Origin of the sequence: Bradyrhizobium sp. 197 (assembly GCF_023073375.1) — a bacterium.
Classification (GTDB): Bacteria; Pseudomonadota; Alphaproteobacteria; order Rhizobiales; family Xanthobacteraceae; genus Bradyrhizobium.
Map to the genome: position 1 here is coordinate 1 of NZ_JADPJJ010000014.1, position 23,327 is coordinate 23,327.

Here is a 23,327-nt window from a genome sequence, read left to right on the forward strand (position 1 = left end):
CCAACTCGCCATCGCACCGGTCTCGAAGCCGATACGCTCGGCATGAGGCGCATGTTTGTTAAGCAGGTCAGTCAAGGCACCAGGATTAGACTTGGCTTTCCCTTCGAGATTACTTGACCAGTCTCGTTGACCGCGCACACAGCGGTCTCTCTCTGTGAGACGTCCAGCCCGACGTGCTGCTTCATGGGAGCTCCTTCGAATCATTTGATTGCGAGGGCTCAACGATAACGGAGGTTGTCTGTCACGAGCGCCGACCGCAATTACGTCATCGTGTTCAAATGCTGCGTCACCGCGCCGAGCTGGGCCGCCGCCTAATCACTCCAACCTCGTCCTCGATAGAGATCTCCGTCCCAAAGGCCGCTGAGAGCCTCTGCAGACGCTCCAGAATGACCTTTGCTTGAACCCCGGGGGCAGGACACGGAATCCCACGGTTGGCGAACCGCTTCGAGTGACCAAGCTCGATAGGATAAAGTCTCACCTCAGCAAGTTCGTTCTGCTCGAATCGGCTAACCGCGATAATGCTCTCATAGTAGACGGGATCGCAGAACCCGGGATCAGTCTCGTATCCTCCGGCCATCTCGGCCAGGGTCACCTCAGCATCCGTGTCGACGCGCGGGTCCTTGCCATAAGCATCGAACATGTCAGCGCCCACGGGCGTCCGCAGGTCATCCATGATGAAGTTCCCCAAACTATAGAAGATCGGCCGCCCCTTGTAGATCTCGATGCCGCGCAGCTGGTGCGGTCCATGGCCAATGTAGGCATCAGCCCCAGCATCTATGAGACGACGGGCAAGCGCTTGTTCATAATCAGGCGGCTCCTGACTCCAATTCCCGGGCTGGTGACCGTGGTTCGTGGCGACGCAGCAGTCGGAGAACTGCTTGCCCCGACGCACGTTTCGGAGGACGTTTGCCACATCCTGCGGGTTGGCTTCGTAGCTGTAACCCGCCTCGGGCCCAGCCGTATATGTCGTTCCGGCGAGTACGACTCGGTCTGGATCTTCACGGCCAGACCCGAAGCCCGGCAACGCATTGCGTACGTGCCTCAAGCTGTCGAGCATCTCCGGTAGAACTACGATGCTTCGCGCCACACGAAGAGCGTTGATCCCCGGTCTGCCCGGCGCCTCGCAGGCCGCATCGGCCGCCCGCGACAGCGGCGTGAACGTGGACGCAAACGACACCAGCCCCACGCGACCGCGGGCGGTCTCGAGAAAGCGAGCGGCACCGGCGTCAGCGAGGGTCTCGCCCGCCCCGGCATGGACGATGTCGTTCTGGTCGAGCGCCCGGATCGTCTCGCGCATGCCTTCAACGCCCCAGTCGAAGGTGTGGTTGTTCGCGTAGCTGACGAGGTTGAAGCCCATCGCCTTCAAGTCCGCTCCGAGCGCGGGCAAGCCGACGTGATACGCGCCGCCGTACTCAGCCTGCGGACTGCCCTGGAATGACCGGATGTTGAAGATGTTGGTTTCCATGTTGCCGAAAGTGACATCGGCCTTACGAAGGAGTGCGACGATTTCGCCGAAGCCCGAATGCTGGCCTTTGGTCAGCGGCCGCGTCACGATAAGATCGCCGACCGCCGCAATCGTAAAGCCGTCCGCAACGTTCGTTGCAATCGACCCAATGGTGTCATAGCCGACCCCCTGCTGGGCTGGATGGCAGCCGTTCTCGTGTAAGTATTCCCGCACAGGTCGCTCCATAGGCTGGTTCTTCTCGGCTAAATCTATTCGGCTCTATCGTTTCTTTGGCGCATGCTGAACAAGCTATTGGATTTGTAAAGCCTGTCCGCTGAATCTTAGGCGCGTTGAGGACCAGCGCCCGTTCCGCGTACGCTCAGCGCGGCCGCCAGCCGCAGGGGCGCGCATAAGCCCAGACACTGGCGCGCTCGTCACCATAGGCTCCGTGTACACCAGCTCCGTCTGCATGTTCATGACTTGGCGCAGCGTGGCATCGTGCCACGCGGACCCGCAACTCGGGTACGTAGTGCGTGATTGTCTTCGAGGCGTCGAGCACGCTCTCCTGCTCCAATGCTGCGGCGAGCGTGCCCGCGTACGATTTGGTCACTGAGTGGCACGCGTGCGGCGCGGCCGTTCGCGTAAGCAATCAAAGATTCGGCTTCCCAGATCGCATGTCTTTGCAGCATCTGATCGAATGAAAGCCCCCGGCGGGCATGCCGGAGGCTTTCTTGGAGGTTAAGCGGTATAGAGAGCCGTTCGTGTTCTCCTTCTAGTTCACCATGATCACCAGTTGCGCTGAGCGCGGAGAAGGAGCGTCAGGGCGTTCTGATCCTTGAGCTCGTATGCAGCACCGGGCTTTGCGATGCTCGACTGCAGCGGGAGGGTAACCGTGCTACCGGCGGCATACTTTTGATCAAGCATTACGTAGGCGAGATCCGCGGTGAAGGTCAGATTTTTCACCGGCGTCCACCGCGTGACCAACCCGACAACACCGTAGTTGAAGTCGGGATTGCAGCCAGCGACACCACTTGATAGTGCGAGAGTAGCTACGACTGCGCCGCAGATGTAGCCTTTTGCGGTAGTGTTGTAGCGCACAGCGCCCCAACCCCCATAAACGCTGCTGTTCCAGTGGGGATCCCAGTTGTGGGTGTACCCCCCCTGAAAGCCGTAGGTTGTGGTTAGCTGTTGGCCCGAGCCGGTGACGAATACTGAATCAGATAGACCGGCGAGACCAACACTCTGGTAAGCACCAGGAAGACCAGTGCCTCCATACATCGCGTAGGTGCTGGACATATACTCCTGAAAGTTGTAGCGGCTCGCACCATTCGTATACACGCCCGACATGTTGATCGTGTCGCCCGCGCCGGTGGGAATGTTTTTGATCGACAAAGCCAGCTGGCCAGCCCAGCCCCATTTATCGCCCGGGTGGCCGCTTGTTTCATCGGCACCATAATATGCTGCGTGATTTTCATGCGATGCTACTGACGCCTGGAATAGACCCCAAGCTTGGTCGACGCGCAGCATTGCCACGAGATCAGGAGCCCGCGAACCTCCGATATCGTTGGCTCCATAAGATCCAGTTGCAAGACCCGTGGAAGTCGAGCCGCTGACGTTCCAGATGTTGCTCGTCAGATTGGCAACCTGGTCCTGCGCTGAAAATGAGGCAGAAATGCCTTGGCCGAAGTCAGCGGTATAGGTGAATTGGTTCACAGGCTCCCAGCCGCCGCCACCGGGTAGTCCATCGAAGCTGTTGGCAGGATAGTTGGTCCAGGGCGCTGCGAACTGGGATTGTGCCTTACCGATGGTAAATCCCGCAAACTGGAAGAACGCGTAGTAGACACCAAGAGAACCAGCAGAAACCTGAGAAGCGATTGAGCTTGTGTAGGAGGTTGCGCCGTTCGTGGCACTGGAACCCGCGCCGCTATAGCCACCTGTCGTCCAAGTGTTAACAGCCTCGAAATAGGTGCGAACCACCCCGTACTCCGTGGCGGTACGGGTGTCGATGCTTAGGTCTGCGCGGGATTGAGCGGTGTAGTAGTTGCTCAACCGATTTCGGGCGCCAGCAACGCCGCTGTCGGCGGTTGCATAAACTCCGTTCGAGCCCAGCGCCAGCGATGTGCGCAAATAGCCGCCGAGTTTGATGCACGTGTCGGTGCCAGGAATGTAATAGAATCCAGCACCATAGAGCGAGCAAATCTTTACGTACTCGATCGCCTTGGCCTTGACCGGAAGATCGGCTGCCTGAGCTGTCGCGCTGGCAAACATTGCCGCGGATCCAAGGAAAAGAGTCTTTGTCAGTTTCATGATGAACCTCCAAGTTGGAAACGTCGTTTCCGTCCTTCAAAGATCCGCCGCTGCTAGCCTCACCGACTGGGCAGGTGCTTGACGGACGACGTCGAGGCGCCCCCTCTCCGTCAACTCACGATCTAAGCCGCCAATTGAATTCATACAATCAATTAATGATCGTAATTGATAACGCGCTACGGAGTGTTGCATTTTGGCACCAAAGCGTGTGCTCGCGAGCAAAAAGTCCTTGGTCATCAAAAAAAGAACCCCCGGGGGGCACCCCGGAGGTTCTCCTTGGAGATTTACATGATCGTGGAAGAGTCCTCCTCTAATCGATCTGGCCGGATCGTACCCTTTTTTAATTTATGATGTCAATTCATTTTCGGAATAGGCTTCATGTTTCTTGAGGGGCTTTCCTAGGGCCCTCGAGGGCGTTACCTCTCTCAGGAGCGGACTTATCGCTGACTTTCGGCGGAACAATCACGATGTCTGAAATGCAAGCGGTAGACCGGGCTGTTCGAGACCTGATTTGGAATATTGTCGAGCTTCACTCTCAACTGGAGGGCATACACAAGAGCTGGGCACAGCTTATGGGATTGACCGAGCCCCAATGGCTGATTTTGATGGCGATCGAAGAACTCGACGAAGGGCGTGGTGTTTCGGGCATAGCAGTCGCCGGCAAGCTGCGGTTCCACCCTGCGTTTGTCACTACCCAAACTAAGAAGCTCGAGGAGATGGACTTTTTGACGCGTGAGATCTCGCGCGAGGATGGAAGATATATTCAAATGTCTTTGACCGAAAAGGCTCGTGCGGAAATTGCGAAGCTGTCCATCAAGAGAGAGGCGTTGAATTCTGCGCTCATCGAGGGGCTCGACGAGGCATCGCTCGACTACCTCAACAAACGGCTGAACTCGATTGCAAAGAATAGCCGACTGGCTTCGCAGAAGCTTAGCATAGGCGTGTTGTAGGCCGAAACGAAACCCAAGCGCCTGCTCATTATTGGTTGAGCTTCTTCTCGAGCCAATCAAAGATGCGCTGATCTAAGATCACAAAGTTTTCTGGCTCCGCGCCTCCACGGTACATCTGAGGTAGAATCACCTCCAGAGGAACCCCCGCGGCCATACAATTTGCATGGAGTTCGACGACATCTGAGACGCTAACAATGCCACGGGCGCTTACAGGCACAAGAATTGGACAGTTTATCTTGTGCGTCAATTGAGGCGAATGTGCCGAATTCGCCTCAGCGTCCTCTGTGGCGCGAGTCAGCCATCTAATGCATCCCAAAGTTCGCGCGCGATTCCAAAGCCCAGCGTCGCAAACCGCCGCGGCGACCCGGTCATCATACGCGGCGAAATCGGTGGCCAGGGCAGCCGACGATCCATCACCGTAGACAGCAATTCGATTGCGATCAATGTCTGGACAGCAGGACAAATAGTCCAAACATCGAGACAATAGCATCTCGGATTCGCCGCGAGAGTTTCCTGCGACGTCCTCGTGGGAGACAACGAGGATAGACATCTTGCGACCAATGATGACCGGCAAGAGTCTGCGGAGCAGGCTCATTCTTTTCTCTTCCTCGCTGCTAATGCAGATCACTGCCGGCAAGCGCAAATAGGAGCCGCCGGCAGGCAAATAGCAGGCAGGCACTTGAACCTGATCGCACGAAATTCGCAGATTTTCGACCGTGTGCCCTAGAGCTGGTCCGAATTTCCGAAAGTCGCTTTCAACTGTCGCGGAAATCTCTGGGTCGTCTCGGTTCCCGTCCGCAAGTAGCCTTCTGGCAACCTCGAACGCAGTTAGCGCGCACAGCCAAGCCTCCTTGGCGATATCAAGTGCTTGCTTCTGCAAGTTGAGTTCAACAAGACTGGAATTGTGCTGGCCTATCGTTATCCAAGTCTTGGCCCAGCTTTGCAGCGCCGCTAACTCGCAGTCATCCGACGAGAGGCTATCCAAGAATGACGAGGCGCCGCGTCGGGTGGACGCAAGATCGCTCGTTCCAGCAAACCAAGCACGAGACTCCATCAATTTGTCCTCGGTGCAGATCCTGGGCCCTCGTGGTCCAGTCATTCAGAAGCTAAGCCGCCAGTGAATCTCGGTCCTAGGTGTCGGTACTATCAAAGATCCGTCGTTTTCCTCATCGGTTGGTAGTTTATACCGAGTTCCTGCCGAGAAACTGCTCGTAGGCGCACCTTTAAGCTCGAAGTCGTGCGTCTTGGGCCGTTATAAGAGGTTTTTAGGCGTAACAACTCAATACGGCTCCGCGCACGACGTGCCTGGGCGTCGGCAAATCGTTGTCGCAACGTCAAACCTGAGACCATGGCGATGCCAAACGAGTGAGTCTGCATCAGCAGCAACTCCGCCTGCTCTTCCATTGCGCAAGTGTTTCGAAGGATTTGCGTTCTATCCCATAGACTTGGCTGCTGAAGCCGAAGGATAGACCGTGCGGGCTATGCTAATGTGGCAAAGCGGCACAATGAGCCCAAGGATGGATTTCGGCACGTCAACCGCTCCCAACGCCGCATTCCATCGCAGGCGCAGCGCATTTGCCGACGATTGTTGCGGCAGATGGCGTAATCTCGCACAGAGAGCGTTTCCGGGTCGTGCAGCATTAGCAAAGTCAAAGAGACGGTTGCCAGATTCATCTCTGCTTGATCGAGCCTGACTTTGATGTGGGGCTCGATGGCATGTGAATGAGCGGAAATGCGAAGAGCAAGTAAGTGATCGGATCTTAGGCGAGGAATTCATGCTAAGGAACACGAAGCCAGTTTGGGAGTGCGTTGAGTCTCACAAAACGGAATTTTTCGATTTGAGCGACCGGATCTGGGGGCGCCCCGAAGAGAACTATCAGGAATTCTTCGCATTCAGCGAACATCGTCAGACGCTCGCCTTGCAGGGCTTTACGGTCTCCGAAGCGCTGGCTGGAATCCCAACAGCAGTGATGGGTGAAGCGGGTAAAGGCGGCCCTGTTATTGCTATCCTCGGTGAATACGACGCGCTGCCCGGTTTGAGCCAGGAAGCAGGCCTCGCTGAACAGCGGCCTCTCGTTCCGGGCGGTTCAGGGCACGGCTGCGGTCACAACATGCTCGGCTCGGCCTCGCTGTTGGCTGCAGTGGCGGTAAAGGATTGGCTGGCCCAAGCCGGGCTACCTGGCCGAGTGCGCTACTATGGCTGTCCTGCGGAAGAGGGCGGATCTGGCAAGAGCTTTTTGGTTAGAGCTGGCGCGTTCGACGATGTCGATATTGCGATTTGTTGGCACCCCTCAGCCTTTACGGGCGTGTGGCCCGCGGCTTCGCTCGCGTGTGTGGAAATGGAATTCACGTTTCATGGGCGCGCCGCCCATGCCGCGGTGGCGCCGCATCTTGGGCGAAGCGCGCTCGATGCCGTGGAGCTCATGAGCGTAGGTGTGAATTATATGCGCGAGCACATGCCCTCCTCGGCTCGCGTCCACTACGCCCTCGTGGATGGTGGAGGTATCGCCCCAAACGTGGTGCAACCGCGTGCTGTTGTTCGTCATCTCGTTCGGGCACTTAAACTCAATGACATGTGGGGTTTGGTCGAGCGGGTCCGGAAGATCGCTGAGGGCGCGGCGCTGATGACGGAGACCAGAGTGGAAATGAAACAACTATCGGGCGAGGCCAACTTAGTTCCCAACGCTCCCTTGGAAGAAGCCATGCATGAGAACCTGCTGCAACTGGGCGGAGTTGAGTTCGACAGTTCTGATATGGAGTTCGCCAGACAGATTCAACGCACTCTCCCGCCCGACGATATTCGTTCCGCGTATGGTCGTCACGGTCTGCCGGTGACCGCAGCCCCCCTCAGCGGCAAAATTTACCCACCGGATGGCTCCCGCACCGACTCAATTGGCTCCACGGACGTAGGGACCGTGAGCTGGGTCGTTCCTACGGTGCAATGCTTAGTCTCATGCTATGCGATCGGGACGCCAGGTCATTCCTGGCAGCTGGTTGCACAAGGCAAGTCCCCCGCTGCTCACAAAGGAATCGCCTTCGCCGCAAAAGCTATGGCAGGCGTGGCCGCCGACGTTCTTTCGGATCCTGCTCTCCTCGCTGCGGCAAAAGAAGCGCTTGAGAGTTACCGTAAAGACAACGAGTTCAAAAATCCGGTAGGACCAGAAGCCGAACCTCCGCTCTCTATGGCGGCAAAATAAGATCAAACCCGCAGGACGATAGCGCGAGCACCACGCCTTCGGGTTATCCAACATGCGTTCCCGTAAGATGCTGGGTGTGCATAATGGCTCACCTAAGGCAATTTGAGGGGAGTCGGGCTTTCGCTGGCCAACTGCCCAGAGTGAGCATGAGTGCGAGCAGGAGGACCGCGAGCCATCGAACGAACGGTGCGCCCGAATGCGGCATCACACACTTTGCGGGATCCTAATGCATTCAAGCCTTGCGGTCACGACAGACGGACTGCCGCTCGGGTTGTTCATCTTGGTGAGAAACGCGACGCTTCGGAAATAGTGGAGAGAGCTGTACGGCTCACGGAACGCTAAATTCCGCAGAAAATCTGCGCCGAACTTAGCAAGTTCACAGCTTTACATCGCCAGTCTGTAGTTAGCCTTGAACTTCAGAGGGAAGCTTCCGCAGTATCGTCGCAGGTTTAATCGTTACTCCGAGTTGCGTTGAAGGTCGTTCAAAAAGATTGGCTGGCTGCCGGGAGTGTCTTGGGTTGGGACCACTACCAGAAGGATCCGGTGTTTCTATCGACTTCGCGCGACAAAGCCTGGAACGCGACGGTGGCGGAACCACGGCGAACAACTTGCTCACCGGTCGCGAGCGAGAGCAACCTCCGAAATGCGTCGCGAGCCGGAGTCGTCCAGCTACCGCTGGAAAACTCCGCAAATGAAATGTTGATGTTCCAGAAAGGTGTGGAGCATCGGGCGACGCCTTCCACAAGACCGAATCTACTTGGGCTTAAGCAGTTGATTATTTATGCAAGGAGCTGAAATCATGGCAATGCCAAGAGCCGAGCTGGTGTTTCCCCGGTCTGAATATATGCGACGCTTGTCCGCCGTAAAGTCGGAGATGAAGCGACGCGAGGTCGAACTGCTGGTGGTCTCGGTTTCAGCCAACATCACATACCTTTCGGGATACACTTCAAAGTCCGGATATGTGCCTCAAGCTCTACTCGTCTCTTTGAGCGAGGAAGAGCCAACCTTTGTTACGCGGCGGATGGACGCGCCAGCTGCACTCCATCAGATGTTCATCGATCGAACCAATGTGATCGGCTACCCGGAAGCCCTGATTGGCAATGCCGACCGCGATGGGTACGACGCGATAATCGATCTTATCCTGGACAAGGGGCTCGGCCGCAAGAGGATTGGCCTTGAAGCAAAGTCTCTGTCGACGATAGCCGTCGAAAAAGTCAGGTCCCGGTTGGTTGGCGCGAAAATCCTTGATTGCACGAACCTCGTGACCTGGATTCGAGGCGAGAAGTCGGACCTGGAAATCGGCATCATGCGCGAAGCCGCCGCAATTTCTGATGCGGGAATGCTCAAGGGGATGGACGTTATTCGCCCGGGCGTGCGCGAAGCCGATGCATCCGCAGAGATCATCGCAACATTGGTGCGCGGTGCTAACGGAAAGCCCGGCACCGACGCCGCGAGCTTCTTTCTGTGCGCGACACCGCGAACGTCCACGTGTCACATTAGCTGGACAGAGGACGTCTTCCAACAAGGTTCGCAAATCAACCTCGAGTTAACCGGCGTGCGTCACGGCTATACGTCTCCATTGATGCGCACCTTGTCGATTGGCAAACCATCAGATCAGATACGGCGGCTGCATGAAGGAGAAGTTGCTGGCCTGGAAGCTGCACTTTCGGTAGCCAAGACCGGAATGACGTGTAACGATGTCGCCGCGGCTTTCAACACTACGCTGAGGAAGCATGGCTTTGACAAGGAGTCGCGGTGTGGCTACGCGGTCGGAATCGATTGGACAGAGCCAACGGCGAGCTTGAAGGAAGGCGACACGACTATCTTGAAGTCGAACATGACCTTTCACCTCATGCTCGGAAACTGGATCGGTGAAGATATCGGCTATGTGATCAGCGAAACGTTTCGCGTCACAGATCTTGGTGGTGAACCATTTACCAAGCTGCCCCGTGAGCTGTTCGAAATTTAATCTGGTAACGCAACGACGTAACAAATGCTATGTCGCCTAACGGCAAGGGATCGGGACCCTGCAGGCGCTAAAAGGATTGCCCGTCCGTGCTGGCTTCCGCCAGGCCAGCATGGTGAATCAGAGACATACTGATTAAGGAATCCAAAACGATTCAGCTTAACCCCATGCCGCTGTTTGTCTCGAGAGATTGCGGGCCAGGAGCTGCTCAACAGACACTGCTAGTCAATCTGGACGATGCGCGCGCCAATCTCGCCGTCTGGATCGTCGACTACAATCCCCAGCGCCCCTACTCGTCGCTGACATACGCGGCGCTCACCGCAACGGACCATCGGCTCGGCAACCGCTGCGAGCTCCGTCCATGCCCATTGCTCCACCCGCGCCACCTGGCGTACTACAAGACGCTGGCGCAGGACGGAAAACTCCGTGGCGACTAGAACGCCAGTCACGGGGCTCTCGCAGGACAGGGTGCACGCAGAGAGGTGGTCCGGCAATACTGAACGGACAACCAGTGTCACGCGATGCCGCACTTTGACGTAGTGAAGTCAAGCTTTCACTGTCAGGGTCAGGAAAGAAGCAAACAGCCTCTCAGCGCTCTCTTTGTGGCCAAGGCTGCTTTAGGACTGCGCATGAGTTTCTTGCGATCCTCGCCCTTGGTTACGAAGCTGGCGGTCAAATCGCTGGCCTTTGGTTTCCTACCCGCTCTTAGATCCCGATCGCTTCGTATGCTTCGGCGATCTGTCTAATGGATGCGACGTAGGCGGCGGTCCTGTAGTCGCCCAGCTCCGGCCGCTTCTCCATGAGATCTGCAATGCGCGCCCAGGTGCTCCGCATGACGTCCTCAAGGCCGGATCGAACGAGATCGATCTCTGCGCCTCCTTCAAGAAACTCGTCGCGCATGTCAGCTGGAAACTGCTTGCCAGTCATCCTTTCCAGCGCTGTAGCGATCGTATGGTTCCGCCTTTCTCGTCGCCGCCGTTCCATCAAGCCGAACGGGATGTGTGTTAGGTTCTTCACCCATTCGAAATAGCTGACGACAACACCGCCGGCATTCACATAGAGATCCGGTAGGATGGTTATTCCTCGAGAGCGGAGTATCTTGTCAGCCTCGAAGGTGACAGGGCCGTTGGCGGCTTCTACTACAAGATGCGCGTTTATTCGGCCCGCATTCCCTGTGTGAATCGCGTTCTCCATTGCTGCAGGAACGAGAACATCACAGGCCATTTCGATACCGGACATATCGTTAGCAGCAGACGTGGCGCCAGGGAAGCCCAGAATGCTGCCCGTTTGAATTTGATGACGCTTCAGCAATTCAATGGAGAGCCCCGTTGAATTCGCGACATAACCGTCGCTTTCAGCAACGGCGATTACCCGGGCGCCGTCCTCCTCAGACAGGAATTTAGCCGCGTGATAGCCGACATTGCCAAAGCCTTGGATCACGATAGAAGCTTCCTTGAGATCGCGCTTGCCATTCATACCTCGGGTGCGCGGATCGCGAAGATAGCTCTGGAGCGCAAACTGCAGACCCCTCCCCGTTGCCTCGGTGCGACCGGCGATCCCGCCTTTCGACAAAGGTTTTCCCGTTACACAGGCCCGTGCGTTGATGACATCGGTCGGGTTCGCACGGCGGAATTCGTCCATCATCCAGGCCATCTCCCGCTCGCTTGTGCCGATGTCCGGGGCCGGAACGTTGACGCCAGGGCCGATCAGGCCACGCTTGTTGAGTTCCTGGGTGAAGCGGCGGGTGATACGCTCGAGTTCCTGTGGGGTCCATTCGCGCGGATCAATCTTGAGGGCTCCCTTCGAGCCGCCAAAGGGTACATCGACAAGTGAGCATTTAAGCGTCATGAGCGCAGCGAGCGCCTCCACTTCGTCGGCGTCGGCGTTCGGCGCGTAGCGAATACCGCCCTTCACAGGCTCTGTGTGTTCGCTGTGGACGGATCGCCAGCCGACAAAGCTGTACATGCGGCCGCGCAGTCTCACGCCAAAGCGAACCGTGTAGGTTGAGTTACATTGAATGATCCGCTCCGCCAAACCCTCGGGCAGATCGAGAAACGCCATCGAATGCTGGAAATGTTTGCCGACGCTCTCGAGAAAGCCATTAGAGTTAGCAGCCTGCATTACACGACCTTCGTTGCGTCATTGTGATTTCCCCTATTCTATTCGTTCTACATCTGGATCATTGAAGTATTCGGTCGGGACTTAGCCATTCACGCGGGCTACTGACCTTCGCGGTGTGCTTCGGGACTTCTCCGCAGGACAACACTTCTACTCGATATCGTAGGTTCCCGCGTTACCGGTTCAGGCTGTCGTCGGCGCGTGGAAGGAATATGGACCTCCAGTCGCGTTCGTGCTGGCTTGTCAGCAGCGGCCCCATGTGGGGGTCCTGCGGCAGAATGATTCGCGGAGCGAGTGTTCGATGCATGCCAAAGATAACGCACGTGCGCCAGTAGCAAAAAAGCGTCGAGAAGTCGAAATCCGTTCCTGAACATTATATGCGCGTGCTGCTACGGCGACGCACCAAGTTGTGAGGCAGCTTCAACTCGGAATCCTCGCGGGCAGTCATAAGTAGCAGGCTGATGCCTTAGGCAAAGTGTGCAGCAGATGAAGTCGGGCCGCGATGCACGCGGCGCCGCCTACGGCCTAGCCTGGGTCTCTCCGCTTCAACAGGCGCCCTACTGGGAGAATGCAAGGGCAGCCTAAGACGGGGGCCAATCTCCGCAAAGCCCGCCTTTAAATATAATGCGGAATGTGGGCTGCGGCTCCACATCGGCTGTCTTGGGACCCCAACTTCGAGGTGGCGCCAGCCCTTTTCTTTCCCGAGATCTACAGCAGCATCGATGAGTCGCATCGCCACCCCAGATGATCGCTGGTCCGGGACCACATAGAGTTCGGTTACGATTCCATAAATCCCACACGCGAGCAGTGCCGCCCCCTCAGATAGCATAATGAGACCAACAGGGTTCTCGAGGTCGAATGCGAGAAAGCCACAGACGCGCTCCTTCATCGCCAGGAGATCGCCCACGAGCCGGGTGTCTACTCCGGCCCCACGTTCACCGGGCCCGAGTTCGGCAAGCAGGGCAGCAACCAAACCAGCCACCGTCTTGGCGTCCTCAACAGAGACTTCTCGCGTGGTCACCATGTGACATCATCCTCCAAGTTCAAGCCGCATGCGGACAGGTATTGTGGCGTCATCAAGGCTGCTGCATCATCCGGGACAGCGATATGCCGGCATGTTGACGTTCGGATGACGGGCTTCGTTCAGATCGCTGAAAGTGATATCGTGTTCGTGGTGCACTCCTTACAAAGCTTAATGCTGAAAGAGATAAGGCTGGCCGTCTGGCATGCAGCGCTCGGGTGTAGGAAGCGCCGCTATGGTCGACATCGGCGGACGCGGGGAAGAGTTGCACGGCGTGACAACAATCCTCCCGGGACGATGCCGCGCCAATCTTCTCAAAGTATCTATGAACACGCGAGTCAAAGACCGACTGTGTTTAGCCAGTTGGTGAAAGACGGCTTTCGTAATTTGTCCTTCTGCGTCTTGTTTGTTGCGCGAGGCGCATGTAGCGCCGATCGGAGCAGAGCAAGATGTGTGATCGTTGCTCGGTCGCATTGCCATACGATAGCTCCTCGCTCATGCCGACATATTGATCTGCTTCGGTCGATTTGGGAATCTTCCCGAATGAATCAGACCACTAGCTCGCGATAAAAAGCTGCAAGCACTGGCGGAATGTTGCGCAAATCCTTCGCGTCAACGCGGGTGCGCGCTCAAAACATCCACGATTGCGTGATATGTTGACATCACAGACGTATTTGGATCGTTCCGAACGCTTGGGTTCGCAAAACCCATAGAGATAGGTCTCTCGTCGCAATAGCGGATCAAATAGAGGCCCCGGCCTGGAGCTACGACAGCCATGACGATCGATCGCAATCGCTCACGTGGCCTCGACTCCCTTCCGCTGTTCCTGTCCAGACAGCATCCTGAGTTCATGAAAGTCTTTGAGGTAGTGAATGATCTCCCTATCGACGATACCCATTGCCACATAATCACCGATCGCGATGCCGTAACGACTCCGCAGCGTTATGTGGAACGCATATCCCTGGCGGGATATCCTGTCGCCAGTTACTTTCCCCAGGGCGTTTATGACCGCTGGCTAAATGGCGATGAGGCAACCAGGCACGACTTTAATCGAAAGTTTGACATCCAGAGCAAGGTCGACGGCATCACTCGAGATATCGCAGAAAGTGTATTTATGAAGTTCCTTACTAGGGAGCTGTCGCACTTCCTGGGTTGTGAGTCGAGACTCGAGGCGGTCATCGAAGCCAGGAATGAGCGCGGAAGGGATTACTGGGGCTACGTCAATAGCTTATTACGGGACGTGAAGTATGAGAACATCATGCTTGATACGGGATATGCTGAGGGGTGTGGAGCGGAGGAGATATCGCGCTTTGAAGAAGCCATTCTGCCTTGCCGTACCAATCGTCTCGCCCGGATAGAGATGATCCAAAAAGAGCTTTTTCCTCTCGATGTCTCGTTCGAAGAATACGAGCAGCGCTTTCTAACTAGGATGCGCGAAATGCTGGACGGGACCGGAGACGGAAACTATGGGAAAAACTCTTTTGGAATGAAGTCCTACCTCCTGCCGTTCATCGGTTTGATCAGGCCCCTTTATGATCGCGGGGTCGCTCAGGCATCCTGGCAAAATCTCAGAGAATGCTTTCACAATATGCCGAAGGAACGAGAAGCTAATTACAATGTATCGAAGGATCTCCGGCGCTACAACTTCACGTTGGCTCTTGAAGAGTGTCTCCGGCGCGACATTCCCATGCAGATCCATACAGGGGATGGAGAAGCGCCTTACGTAATTCTCCGCAATCAAGACCCATTTTTTCTTGAGGAGGTCTGTCGGTTCGACCGAGATGATGTAATGCGTATGCCGAAAATTATTCCTCTACACGCCGGTTATCCATCGGTGGGAAAGGCCGCTTGGCTTAGTCATTTGTATCCGAATTGCTATTTCGAGCTATCTATCATGACACCATTCGTGCATCAGAGCTTGTTTCAGAGATACATGCAAGTGATGGAGGTCGTTCCACTATCTAAGATAATGTATGCGAGTGATGCTTACCACATTCCTGAGCTTTATTGGCTTTCCGGTCGGTGGGGCAAGCGGTATCTTGCTCAAGCGCTGACTGAGCACATAGTAGGAGGAAGCCTGAGCCTGGAGGAGGCAATTGAGGGCGCCAGGATGATACTTTATAAGAACAACCGATCGCTCTACAGGATCAACTGACAGCGAAGGTGCGCTTCGGCCGAGTGCGGAATGAGAGGCGTTGCAGCGCGCCCTAAGAGGACCTCTCTCGGCGCCGGCTGGCGCGAGTTCCTAGTGCGCCGCATGTGCATGGAGGCTCTGGTCGGCAACACAATCGCACGCACCCCCTCCGCCAAAAGATACCGCGGCCATAATGCGCCGCCCGATCACAAGTTCAGGATCTTCATCTCAGGCCAGAAGCCAAGAAGCGAGGGGCAGCGCCCAAGATCGAGCGCGAACTGCGCCGCAGGGCCGCCGTCGAACCGGCATCGGCCATTAAGGCCAAGCACCCCATGGGCGCACTTATCTCTGGCTCCGCAGGGCGACACCGCCAACACTGATGCAAAAACCTGAAGGCCGATTGACAGCGCTGTGTGAAGCTTGTCGTCTGGGCCGGCAGTGGTCTTTGTGCTGTATTGGAGCCGGCTTGAGGGCGGCGGCTTCAAGTGCCCACCTGTTGTTGAGGGTGTGATGGGGAAGCGTCCGCCGCACTGCTCGACGCCGCTTCAATCGAGCCCGCTGTTGGTGCGTGCACCAAGTCAATCACGATGCCCAATGGAAATTGCAGCCGGCTTGCGCTGCGTTCCGGATGGTCGCGCCGATGAGCCGCCGGCTAGTAAACGCTTAGCCGCGACCCTAACGAGGTTAGCTTGACGTGTTGCGGAATCGCCACGGCATGAGGTCTTCGATGCGGCTATGGGGATGTCCGGCGATGAACCGCGTACGAAGTAGCCATTCTTCGTGTGGCCACTCCCGGGAACGAGCACCGGTGCCGTGGTTTCGTCCATGAACAGACGATCTGCCCTCTCCAGATGGCGACGCATGTGGTCCTTTACGGGTTGAAGATGGAAGCAGGCGCGGCCGGACCAGTTAGCCCAGTGTCCCCGATCGAGTCGGATCCCCTGGCGCGCATAGATCTCGGCCTGACGGTGAAACGGCGTATGGTCGCCGATCTTGGACACGATCACGTGCGCAGTCGCCGCTTCGGTCGGCAGTCCAGCAGGCACCCACGTGCTCCGGTGCGTGCGCCTGCTACAGCCCGAGCAGCGGCGACAGATGTATTGCGGGCGGCGCGTGACCAACACCTGCCATTGCGCCGGATCACGTCGAGCGTTTGCTGACGTCCTCGCCAATCTTCGTCATGGCGCCGAAACCGCACGGACGGAGCGTACTCGCGGTTCGATGATCCGTTCCACCCGTGAGAAATGGGCAGGCAAGCAGCCGCGATTGCGATGCGAACCTAGATCTGGCGCGCTCCGCGATCCGGCCCTGGATCACAGCCGCGGCTCTCTCCTGCGCCGCGTGCAGGATGCATTGCGCGATCTCCACGTCTTCCAGCGGTAAGTGATACTGATAAAAGCGCGCCTTCAGGCGTTCGTTTTCCTCGCGCCGCGCCGCAATGCTCATGCGCTATTTCGAGCGCATCACCACTGCGCGCCCGAGTCAATCTGCCGCAGTTATCCAGCTGCCTGGGGACGCCGGGCTTCTTCCGGGCGGAAACCTCCAATCCAGCCCTTCGACTCAGGGCTGCGAACATCGCTGGCGATATGCGCATCACGCCGTCTGCGATCGTTGGCCAAACGAACTTGCAGCCTTCGAGGCGCTTATGGACTAACACCAGGCCCGTTCGATCCCCAGACCAAAATCTTGATTTGGTCCGCTCATTTCGATCGGAACACGAGGCTGCGCCGCTGAACGGGACAGCTGCTCGCCATCTATGGCTGCGTCCGTCCGCAGCACGACATCGGCGATCGCGATCTCAAGCTTGATGGCCGGAACGTGACCCGCCTCCAACGCGCTTTCCACGACCACCGACGCGAATGTCGACGGCGACGCCTCGCACGGCGCCAACATGCCTCGCTGTCGGAAGCGTCGTCGCCAATCGTAAATCTGCCAGCGCGTCGCTCCGTGCTTGCCGGCCACTCGGACGCCTCGGCACCGGTAGCAGACTCTCCATGACGATCGAGCTCTCTCAGTCTCCGAACGCACGCGGCGTCCCGAGGGTCCTTCACTGCCGATTGCCAATCAGAATGAGAGTGCTTCCAAGCAAGAATGTCGTGCCAATATGCATGGTCTTCATGCGCATTCTCAGAAGACTTGTGCACACGCCCCTCGGCTGACCCGAGAATCCACCGAGCCTATTGCAAGCAGAAGTCAAGCGACCGTTGTCTCCTTGGCCAGCTCATCCATCACATCCTTTGTTGCTCGATAAGCCAAGTCCACAATCTGGTCGATTTCGGCCTCTGAAACAATGAGCGGTGGTGCAAAGCCAAGAATGTCTCCATGCGGCATCGCTCGGGCGATAAGCCCCCGATCGCGGGCAGCCTTCGAGATTCGTGCGCCAACTTTTAATTCCGCATCAAACCGGCGTTTCGTTTGGCGATCTGCTACAAACTCGATCGCGCCGAGCAGGCCAACGCCCCGAACCTCCCCCACGATTTCTAGCTGCGCAAATCGTTCTTTCAATCGCTTCTGAAAGTGCGCGCCGACGGTTTTAGCTCGGTCGGCTAACTGCTCATGTTCTACGATGTCGAGCACTGCATTCGCAGCTGCAGCCGCAATCGGGTGGCCCGAATAAGTGTACCCATGCGAGAATGCCCCGACGCGATCGGCGGCTTCCTCCATGACCTTGTAAACTCTCTCACCTACAATGGCTGCCGAGAGCGGCATGTAGCCGGATGTCAGCCCTTTGGCGACTGTCACCAGATCCGGCTCAATCGCGTAAAGAGTGCTACCGAAGTCCGCGCCGGTGCGACCAAAGCCACAGATAACCTCGTCTGCAATCAGAAGAATGTCGTAACGCCTGAGCACGGCTTGGATTTCCCCCCAGTACCCCTCAGGTGGCGGCGTGATGCCGCCGGTACCTAGCACCGGCTCAGCGATGAAGGCGCCGATTGTTTCTGGCCCCTCGGTCACGATTAATTTTTCGAGTTCGGCGGCGCGCCGACGAGAGAAGCCCAGTTCCGTCTCGCCCGGCTCAGCGCCCCAATAGTGATGCGGTGCACCCGTGTGCAGAATGCCCGGGAACGGCAGGTCCATGTGATCGTGGTAGAACGACATACCGGTCATCGATCCCGAAACCACAGAGCAGCCATGGTAACCGCGCTCACGCGAAATGATTTTTTTCTTCTTGGGCTGAGCACGCAGATTGTTATAGTACCAGACGAGCTTGGCCTGGGTCTCATTTGCATCGGACCCGGATAGCCCGTAGAACACCTTACTTGCTCTGCCAGGTGCCATCCGCACGAGTCGATCCGACAGCGTCGCCAGCTGTTCGGTCGTGTGCGCCGCATATGTATGGTAATACGCCAAACTGTGAGCCTGACGGGCGATGGCTTCGGCAACCTCCGTACGGCCATAGCCGATGTTGACGCAGTAAAGGCCAGCAAAGGCGTCGATGTAATTGCGCCCCTCTGCGTCATTGATGCAGATCCCGTTTCCGCCGGTAACGATCGTCGGATCGCCCATCTTTCCCGTGGCGAAGTCTTTGAGCTGAGTGAAGGGATGCAAAACGCTCGAGCGATCCCGTTCAGCAATGGTTTTGATGTCCATCATTTCTTATCTCCTAGACTGCTAGATCGCCGAAGCAGACGTATTTAAGTTCCATGTATTCCGCCAACCCGTGTCGCGATCCTTCGCGACCAAGTCCAGATTGTTTCCACCCTCCGAACGGGATGGGCGGTCCCGTGAATGAAGCTGTATTGACACCGAGCATGCCGCACTCGATTTGCTCAGAAAGTCTAAGAGCTCGGCGTAGGCTGTCCGTGTAGACATAGCCAGCGAGCCCCATTTCGTTGGCGTTGGCTCGGGCTATGACCTCTTCTTCGGAATCGAAGGGAAGTACGGCTGCGACAGGCCCAAATGTCTCTTCGCGAGCAATGAGCATCTCTTCCGTGGCGTCGCTGAGCAGCGTTGGCGCGACGAAGTGTGGACCGAGGGCGGCCTCTTGATTTGGGGAGAAAACGCGCGCACCTCGCTGTGTCGCATCGTCGATCTGCGCCCGGCATTTCTGGGCTACAGACAATGTTGTCATGGGACCAATATCAGTCGAGGGCTCCAGCCCATGTCCAATTTTCAGTCCGGCGATCGCTGCGGCAAATTCGTCAACGAAGGCGTTATAGATGCTTCGTTGCACATAGATGCGATTGGCGGCCAAGCAATCTTGGCCGGAGGTGGCAAACTTAGCTGCGATCGCGCCCTTCACGGCTTTACCAACGTCAACGTCGTCAAAGACCAGAAAAGGGGCATGGCCACCCAATTCCAACGAGACCTTCTTGACGCTCTCGGCCGCTCCTTTAAGGAGCAAGCGGCCGACCTCCGTTGAACCGGTGAACGAAAGTGCGCGTATTCTCGTATCGCTCAACAGTGGCCCTGAAAGCTCGATCGGATTACCAACGAGCACTTGGAGCACGCCCGGTGGGAAGCCTGCCTGTTCGGCCAGCCTGGCAAGGGCAAGTGCAGACAGCGGAGTCTCAGGCGCAGGCTTGACGATGATTGGACACCCGGCAGCAAGAGCGGCGCCCGCCTTCCTTGTGATCATCGCGACAGGAAAATTCCAGGGCGTAATCGCGGCTGCGAGGCCTACCGGCTGCATACGCACTTGGAGGAGGCTACCAGCCTTATGGCTGGGAATCGTCTCTCCGTACGAACGCTCGCCCTCTGCCGCGAACCAGTCAAGAAAGGCGGCCGCATAAGCAATTTCCTGCCGTGCCTCGGCTAGTGGTTTACCTTGTTCGCTCGTCACCAGGATCGCGAGGTCTTCGGCATGATCGAGCATCAATGAGGCCCATGCCCTCAGTGCCGCCCCTCTTCTTGCTGGAAGTAATTCTCGCCAAGCCGGGAAAGACCGCTCAGCCGAGGCGATTGCTAACTCCATCTCTGTGGCGCTACATCGAGCAACATCCGCGATCCGCTCTCCGGTCGCGGGATCGATCACGTGTTCTCGCTCTCCCTCTGAGAACCATCGACCGTCGACCAGCGCCGCTCCCGCCAGGAAGTCGCGCCGCCGTAGAGTTTGCAGATAACGAGTAGCTATGCCAGCGGGACGGACGCTAGGAGCAGTCGCCTGAAAGGTCATCTGTGGGTCACGCACGCTCAATTGTTGAAATGATCCAAGGAATTCAGGATAGTGGTATTGGACAAAGATTTGCGCCGCATTTCCCTGCGACCTGGAGGATTTCCTGCGGCGTGCATGGGTTTGGCGACGGAATGCACCTGAAGTACGCTGGAGCGAAGCATGCAATACGATCGGATAGACGCCCGCATCCTGGAGATCGTACAGAAGAACAATCGTCTGACATCCGAGGTCATCGGCGAGATGGCCGGCCTTTCTGCTACGGCCTGTCAACGCCGCTTAAAGAGACTGCGCTCTGATGGAATCATCGAGGCTGATGTCTCGATCGTTTCGGCCAAGGCGGTTGGAAGGCCCATTCAGATGCTTGTCTTGGTGAGTCTCGAGCGAGAGCGCTCAGACATCATCGACAAGTTTAAGAAGGCCATCAAATCATCTGCGGAGGTCGTCAACGGGTTCTATGTCACGGGCGATGCCGATTTCGTTCTCTACATTACAGCCCGGACGATGGAGGACTACGAGCAGTTCACCCGGCGTTTTTTTTACGAGAACCCTGACATCAAGGGATTTAAGACGATGGTTATCATGGATCGCGTCAAGGCCGGCTTTGCTATTCCGATCGAATCGCCGTCCGAGGATTAGCGCAGCTCCTCGGAGTCTATTTTGCGAAGGTTTTCATCGCGCCCTCACTCAGAACGCCTGAAATCATCAGCTGCCTGGCTCTATTCTGAGCGACTGAAGCGTCGATGCTGAGCAGGTATGGTTTGCAAGTTAGCCGGCTCAGCCAATCATCCACACTCTGACGAGACGATGCAGCAAGTAGAAACGTGGCGGAACTTCATCTGCAGTTCGGCTTGCAGAGTGGCCTGCCCTGCTGTGGACGATTGTAATAGGAAGTTCGCGCGCCGGTCCTTATCACAACCAGCATCGAGATGGCGGCGAACAGAATGTGCAGCGATCGAGTTCAGTCGCCTTGCTGGTACGGGCATAGACCCTGACGAGGTCTGTAGTCGCTCCCCACAATTCAAGACGCAATGGATCCGATTGTCAGTACTCGCAGCTATAGAACGAGATACGGGCTGTCGCGCGCGAACGAGACGAGACTACCTGGGCGGGCCAACTCCAGCCATTTGTCAGAGCCGTAGGAACTGTGCCTTCGCGCTGAGCAAGTCACGTCTGCTCGCGTGTGGTTTACACCACGAACGGCAGCTCAATCCGAGCAGGGAGGCGGCACAGAACCCGACATGGCCAAGTCTTCTAAGCCGGCTACGTTTCGCCCCGATGGCATTACCGCTCCGCTCCGCCAGCTCACTTTCCGACGGATCTGGCTGGCGAGCGTACTTGCCAATCTTGGCGCCCTCATTCGGAGTGTCGGCGCGGCGTGGGCAATGACGCAGATGACTTCGTCAGCTGACAAGGTCGCGCTGGTGCAGACCGCTCTGATGTTACCGGTGATGCTGATCTCGATGCCAGCGGGCGCGATTGCCGACATGCACGACCGGCGAATCGTGGCGCTGGTGTCCGTCGGAGTAGCGCTCACCGGGGCGGCGGCACTGACAATCCTTGCCTGGGTTGGCCTGCTTACCCCGAACCTGTTGCTGATCTCGTGTTTTGTGGTAGGCACCGGAATGGCTCTGATGGATCCTGCTTGGCAGTCTTCAGTCAGCGAGCAAGTGCCGCCGGAGACACTTCCGGCCGCGGTGGCGCTGAACAGCATCAGCTACAATGTCGCGCGAAGCGTCGGGCCGGCCATGGGTGGAATCGTGGTGGTAACCGCGGGCGTGGTCGCGTCGTTTGCGCTCAACACGCTGCTTTATATTCCCCTTCTTGTAGCGCTGTTTCTATGGAAGCGTGTCTCAGAGCCGAGCCGTCTGCCGCCCGAGCGGCTTAGCCGCGCCATTGTTTCCGGCGTGCGCTACATCATCAACTCGCCTTCCATCAAGATTGTACTGCTTCGTTCAATGGTTTTGGGGGTGATCGGCGGCGGGATTATTGCGCTTATGCCCCTTGTAGCCCGCGATCTCCTGCAAGGTAGTGCGCAGATATATGGCATAATCCTCAGCGCTTTTGGCCTAGGTGCAGTAGTCGGTGCGCTCAACATTACCACGATACGGAAACGTATGAGCGGCGAATCGGCAATCCGCGCCTGCGCGTTGTCTATGAGCGGAGCCATTACCGCTGTAGCGCTGAGCGACGCGCCGGTACTGACGGCCGTCGCGCTCTTCCTCGCCGGTGCTGTATGGATGATTGCCTGGGCGATTTTTAACATCGGAGTTCAACTGTCAGCTCCCCGCTGGGTCGCTGGCCGTTCACTCGCGGCGTATCAAGCGGCTGGATCGGGCGGAATCGCCGTTGGTAGCTGGGGATGGGGTTATCTGGCTGACGTCACCGGGGTGCAAACAGCTCTTCTGATCTCAGCTTGCTTAATGCTGGGATCACCGGTGCTTGGTGTTTGGCTGCGCATGCCGCGCATCAGCGCTCGTGAGCAAGATGCTGAGATGTTGGCGGACCCTGAGGTTCGGCTTGAGCTTTCCGGTCGCAGTGGCCCCCTGGTCGTCGAAATTGAGTATCGCGTGGAGCAGGAGAATGCACGGGCATTTCATAAAGTGATGCAGGATGTTCAGCTATTCCGGCAGCGCAACGGCGCGTATGGATGGTCTATCGCGCGAGACATTGCGGACCCAGAACTCTGGACTGAACGCTATCACTGCCCGACATGGCTGGATTACCTGCGACAGCGCAATCGCTCAACGCAGTCAGAGCGCGACCTGGATCGACAGGCCGCCGGATTCCACAAAGGTCCCGTGCCGATCCGCGTCCGCCGGATGCTGGAACGCCCCTTCGGGTCTCTCCGCCGGAAAGAAGATGAATTCAATCGCGCGGTGAAGGAAGCGGTGCACGGTCAAGGGCTGATTCGGAGTTGAGAAACTAGCGAAATGCGTGCCGGCGACGCGGACACGAGCAACGGCACTGCTCGCCGTATCGCAAGAAGTGAAAGTTCAGAGGAGTCGACGAAGTTCTACACAGGGTCAGGTACCTGACGAAGTTCTTGTTGCACAATGATAGTGTTCGCTCAGGGA

The 23,327-nt window shown here is 57.1% G+C and carries 17 protein-coding genes and 1 pseudogene; 7 read left to right on the forward strand and 11 right to left on the reverse strand.

What is annotated here, in order from left to right; all coding sequences use genetic code 11:
* From IVB27_RS43530 to IVB27_RS04620, 3 genes and pseudogenes are all read right to left on the reverse strand, one after another.
* Nucleotides 1-185, reverse strand: a pseudogene (locus IVB27_RS43530) (IS110 family RNA-guided transposase); the annotation flags it as partial.
* 101 nt (nucleotides 186-286) lie between these two features.
* Nucleotides 287-1,690 (reverse strand): CapA family protein, encoded by a 1,404-nt coding sequence (locus tag IVB27_RS04615; protein WP_247441759.1) that lies wholly within the window; start codon nucleotides 1,688-1,690, stop codon nucleotides 287-289.
* Nucleotides 1,691-2,230: 540 nt separating this feature from the next.
* The gene (locus tag IVB27_RS04620; RefSeq protein ID WP_247441761.1) at nucleotides 2,231-3,751 is read right to left on the reverse strand and encodes a porin; all 1,521 of its coding nucleotides are present in this window, start codon (nucleotides 3,749-3,751) and stop codon (nucleotides 2,231-2,233) included.
* 467 nt (nucleotides 3,752-4,218) lie between these two features.
* Here IVB27_RS04620 and IVB27_RS04625 point away from each other — a divergent pair, with 467 nt between their 5' ends.
* On the forward strand, nucleotides 4,219-4,701 hold the full coding sequence (locus tag IVB27_RS04625) for a MarR family winged helix-turn-helix transcriptional regulator (RefSeq protein WP_018459954.1): 483 nt from the start codon (nucleotides 4,219-4,221) through the stop codon (nucleotides 4,699-4,701).
* A 28-nt stretch (nucleotides 4,702-4,729) separates the two neighbouring features.
* Here IVB27_RS04625 and IVB27_RS04630 read toward each other — a convergent pair whose 3' ends face one another.
* Nucleotides 4,730-5,755, reverse strand: coding sequence for an alpha/beta hydrolase family protein (locus tag IVB27_RS04630; RefSeq protein ID WP_247441763.1), 1,026 nt, complete (start codon nucleotides 5,753-5,755; stop codon nucleotides 4,730-4,732).
* Between the two features lie 721 nt (nucleotides 5,756-6,476).
* On the opposite strand from IVB27_RS04630, the gene IVB27_RS04635 reads away from it, so the two are divergent.
* The 3 genes from IVB27_RS04635 (at nucleotide 6,477) to IVB27_RS04645 (ending at nucleotide 10,301) form a co-directional block, all read left to right on the forward strand.
* Nucleotides 6,477-7,898 carry a M20 family metallopeptidase gene (locus IVB27_RS04635; protein ID WP_247441787.1) on the forward strand — a complete coding sequence of 474 codons (1,422 nt, stop codon included), beginning with the start codon at nucleotides 6,477-6,479 and terminating at the stop codon, nucleotides 7,896-7,898.
* 799 nt (nucleotides 7,899-8,697) lie between these two features.
* Nucleotides 8,698-9,867 (forward strand): M24 family metallopeptidase, encoded by a 1,170-nt coding sequence (locus IVB27_RS04640; RefSeq protein WP_026233910.1) that lies wholly within the window; start codon nucleotides 8,698-8,700, stop codon nucleotides 9,865-9,867.
* Between the two features lie 164 nt (nucleotides 9,868-10,031).
* Nucleotides 10,032-10,301, forward strand: a complete 270-nt coding sequence (locus IVB27_RS04645) for an integrase core domain-containing protein (RefSeq protein WP_247441765.1) — start codon at nucleotides 10,032-10,034, stop codon at nucleotides 10,299-10,301.
* A 268-nt stretch (nucleotides 10,302-10,569) separates the two neighbouring features.
* On the opposite strand, the gene IVB27_RS04650 is transcribed toward IVB27_RS04645, so the two are convergent.
* On the reverse strand, nucleotides 10,570-11,985 hold the full coding sequence (locus IVB27_RS04650; RefSeq protein WP_018459574.1) for a Glu/Leu/Phe/Val family dehydrogenase: 1,416 nt from the start codon (nucleotides 11,983-11,985) through the stop codon (nucleotides 10,570-10,572).
* Between the two features lie 463 nt (nucleotides 11,986-12,448).
* Nucleotides 12,449-13,006, reverse strand: coding sequence for a GNAT family N-acetyltransferase (locus IVB27_RS04655; protein ID WP_018459575.1), 558 nt, complete (start codon nucleotides 13,004-13,006; stop codon nucleotides 12,449-12,451).
* Between the two features lie 772 nt (nucleotides 13,007-13,778).
* Between IVB27_RS04655 and IVB27_RS04660 the strand changes: the two genes are divergently transcribed.
* Nucleotides 13,779-15,158, forward strand: coding sequence for an amidohydrolase family protein (locus IVB27_RS04660; RefSeq protein WP_247441767.1), 1,380 nt, complete (start codon nucleotides 13,779-13,781; stop codon nucleotides 15,156-15,158).
* A 557-nt stretch (nucleotides 15,159-15,715) separates the two neighbouring features.
* On the opposite strand, the gene IVB27_RS04670 is transcribed toward IVB27_RS04660, so the two are convergent.
* From IVB27_RS04670 to IVB27_RS04690, 5 genes are all read right to left on the reverse strand, one after another.
* Entirely contained in the window at nucleotides 15,716-16,261 is a 546-nt protein-coding gene (locus IVB27_RS04670; RefSeq protein WP_345946824.1) for an IS66 family transposase, read from the reverse strand.
* A 16-nt stretch (nucleotides 16,262-16,277) separates the two neighbouring features.
* Nucleotides 16,278-16,583, reverse strand: a complete 306-nt coding sequence (locus IVB27_RS04675; RefSeq protein ID WP_247441769.1) for a hypothetical protein — start codon at nucleotides 16,581-16,583, stop codon at nucleotides 16,278-16,280.
* 204 nt (nucleotides 16,584-16,787) lie between these two features.
* Entirely contained in the window at nucleotides 16,788-17,099 is a 312-nt protein-coding gene (locus IVB27_RS04680; RefSeq protein ID WP_247441771.1) for a hypothetical protein, read from the reverse strand.
* 231 nt (nucleotides 17,100-17,330) lie between these two features.
* Nucleotides 17,331-18,731, reverse strand: a complete 1,401-nt coding sequence (locus tag IVB27_RS04685; protein WP_018459580.1) for an aminotransferase — start codon at nucleotides 18,729-18,731, stop codon at nucleotides 17,331-17,333.
* Nucleotides 18,732-18,741: 10 nt separating this feature from the next.
* The gene (locus IVB27_RS04690; RefSeq protein ID WP_247441773.1) at nucleotides 18,742-20,253 is read right to left on the reverse strand and encodes an NAD-dependent succinate-semialdehyde dehydrogenase; all 1,512 of its coding nucleotides are present in this window, start codon (nucleotides 20,251-20,253) and stop codon (nucleotides 18,742-18,744) included.
* 159 nt (nucleotides 20,254-20,412) lie between these two features.
* On the opposite strand from IVB27_RS04690, the gene IVB27_RS04695 reads away from it, so the two are divergent.
* Both IVB27_RS04695 and IVB27_RS04700 read left to right on the forward strand, forming a co-directional pair.
* The gene (locus tag IVB27_RS04695; protein ID WP_018459582.1) at nucleotides 20,413-20,889 is read left to right on the forward strand and encodes an Lrp/AsnC family transcriptional regulator; all 477 of its coding nucleotides are present in this window, start codon (nucleotides 20,413-20,415) and stop codon (nucleotides 20,887-20,889) included.
* A 602-nt stretch (nucleotides 20,890-21,491) separates the two neighbouring features.
* Nucleotides 21,492-23,171, forward strand: coding sequence for an MFS transporter (locus tag IVB27_RS04700; RefSeq protein WP_247441775.1), 1,680 nt, complete (start codon nucleotides 21,492-21,494; stop codon nucleotides 23,169-23,171).
* Nucleotides 23,172-23,327: the final 156 nt, after the last annotated feature.

What these genes read in the sequence shown, in the direction of transcription:
- IVB27_RS04650 (WP_018459574.1), bottom strand. Translation starts at nt 11,985, where the DNA reads ATGCAGGCTGCTAACTCTAATGGCTTTCTCGAGAGCGTCGGCAAACAT.
- IVB27_RS04660 (WP_247441767.1), top strand. Translation starts at nt 13,779, where the DNA reads ATGACGATCGATCGCAATCGCTCACGTGGCCTCGACTCCCTTCCGCTG.
- IVB27_RS04655 (WP_018459575.1), bottom strand. Translation starts at nt 13,006, where the DNA reads ATGGTGACCACGCGAGAAGTCTCTGTTGAGGACGCCAAGACGGTGGCT.
- IVB27_RS04630 (WP_247441763.1), bottom strand. Translation starts at nt 5,755, where the DNA reads ATGGAGTCTCGTGCTTGGTTTGCTGGAACGAGCGATCTTGCGTCCACC.
- IVB27_RS04690 (WP_247441773.1), bottom strand. Translation starts at nt 20,253, where the DNA reads ATGACCTTTCAGGCGACTGCTCCTAGCGTCCGTCCCGCTGGCATAGCT.
- IVB27_RS04695 (WP_018459582.1), top strand. Translation starts at nt 20,413, where the DNA reads ATGCAATACGATCGGATAGACGCCCGCATCCTGGAGATCGTACAGAAG.
- IVB27_RS04620 (WP_247441761.1), bottom strand. Translation starts at nt 3,751, where the DNA reads ATGAAACTGACAAAGACTCTTTTCCTTGGATCCGCGGCAATGTTTGCC.
- IVB27_RS04675 (WP_247441769.1), bottom strand. Translation starts at nt 16,583, where the DNA reads ATGAGCATTGCGGCGCGGCGCGAGGAAAACGAACGCCTGAAGGCGCGC.
- IVB27_RS04615 (WP_247441759.1), bottom strand. Translation starts at nt 1,690, where the DNA reads ATGGAGCGACCTGTGCGGGAATACTTACACGAGAACGGCTGCCATCCA.
- IVB27_RS04685 (WP_018459580.1), bottom strand. Translation starts at nt 18,731, where the DNA reads ATGATGGACATCAAAACCATTGCTGAACGGGATCGCTCGAGCGTTTTG.
- IVB27_RS04640 (WP_026233910.1), top strand. Translation starts at nt 8,698, where the DNA reads ATGGCAATGCCAAGAGCCGAGCTGGTGTTTCCCCGGTCTGAATATATG.
- IVB27_RS04625 (WP_018459954.1), top strand. Translation starts at nt 4,219, where the DNA reads ATGTCTGAAATGCAAGCGGTAGACCGGGCTGTTCGAGACCTGATTTGG.
- IVB27_RS04635 (WP_247441787.1), top strand. Translation starts at nt 6,477, where the DNA reads ATGCTAAGGAACACGAAGCCAGTTTGGGAGTGCGTTGAGTCTCACAAA.
- IVB27_RS04700 (WP_247441775.1), top strand. Translation starts at nt 21,492, where the DNA reads ATGGCCAAGTCTTCTAAGCCGGCTACGTTTCGCCCCGATGGCATTACC.
- IVB27_RS04645 (WP_247441765.1), top strand. Translation starts at nt 10,032, where the DNA reads ATGCCGCTGTTTGTCTCGAGAGATTGCGGGCCAGGAGCTGCTCAACAG.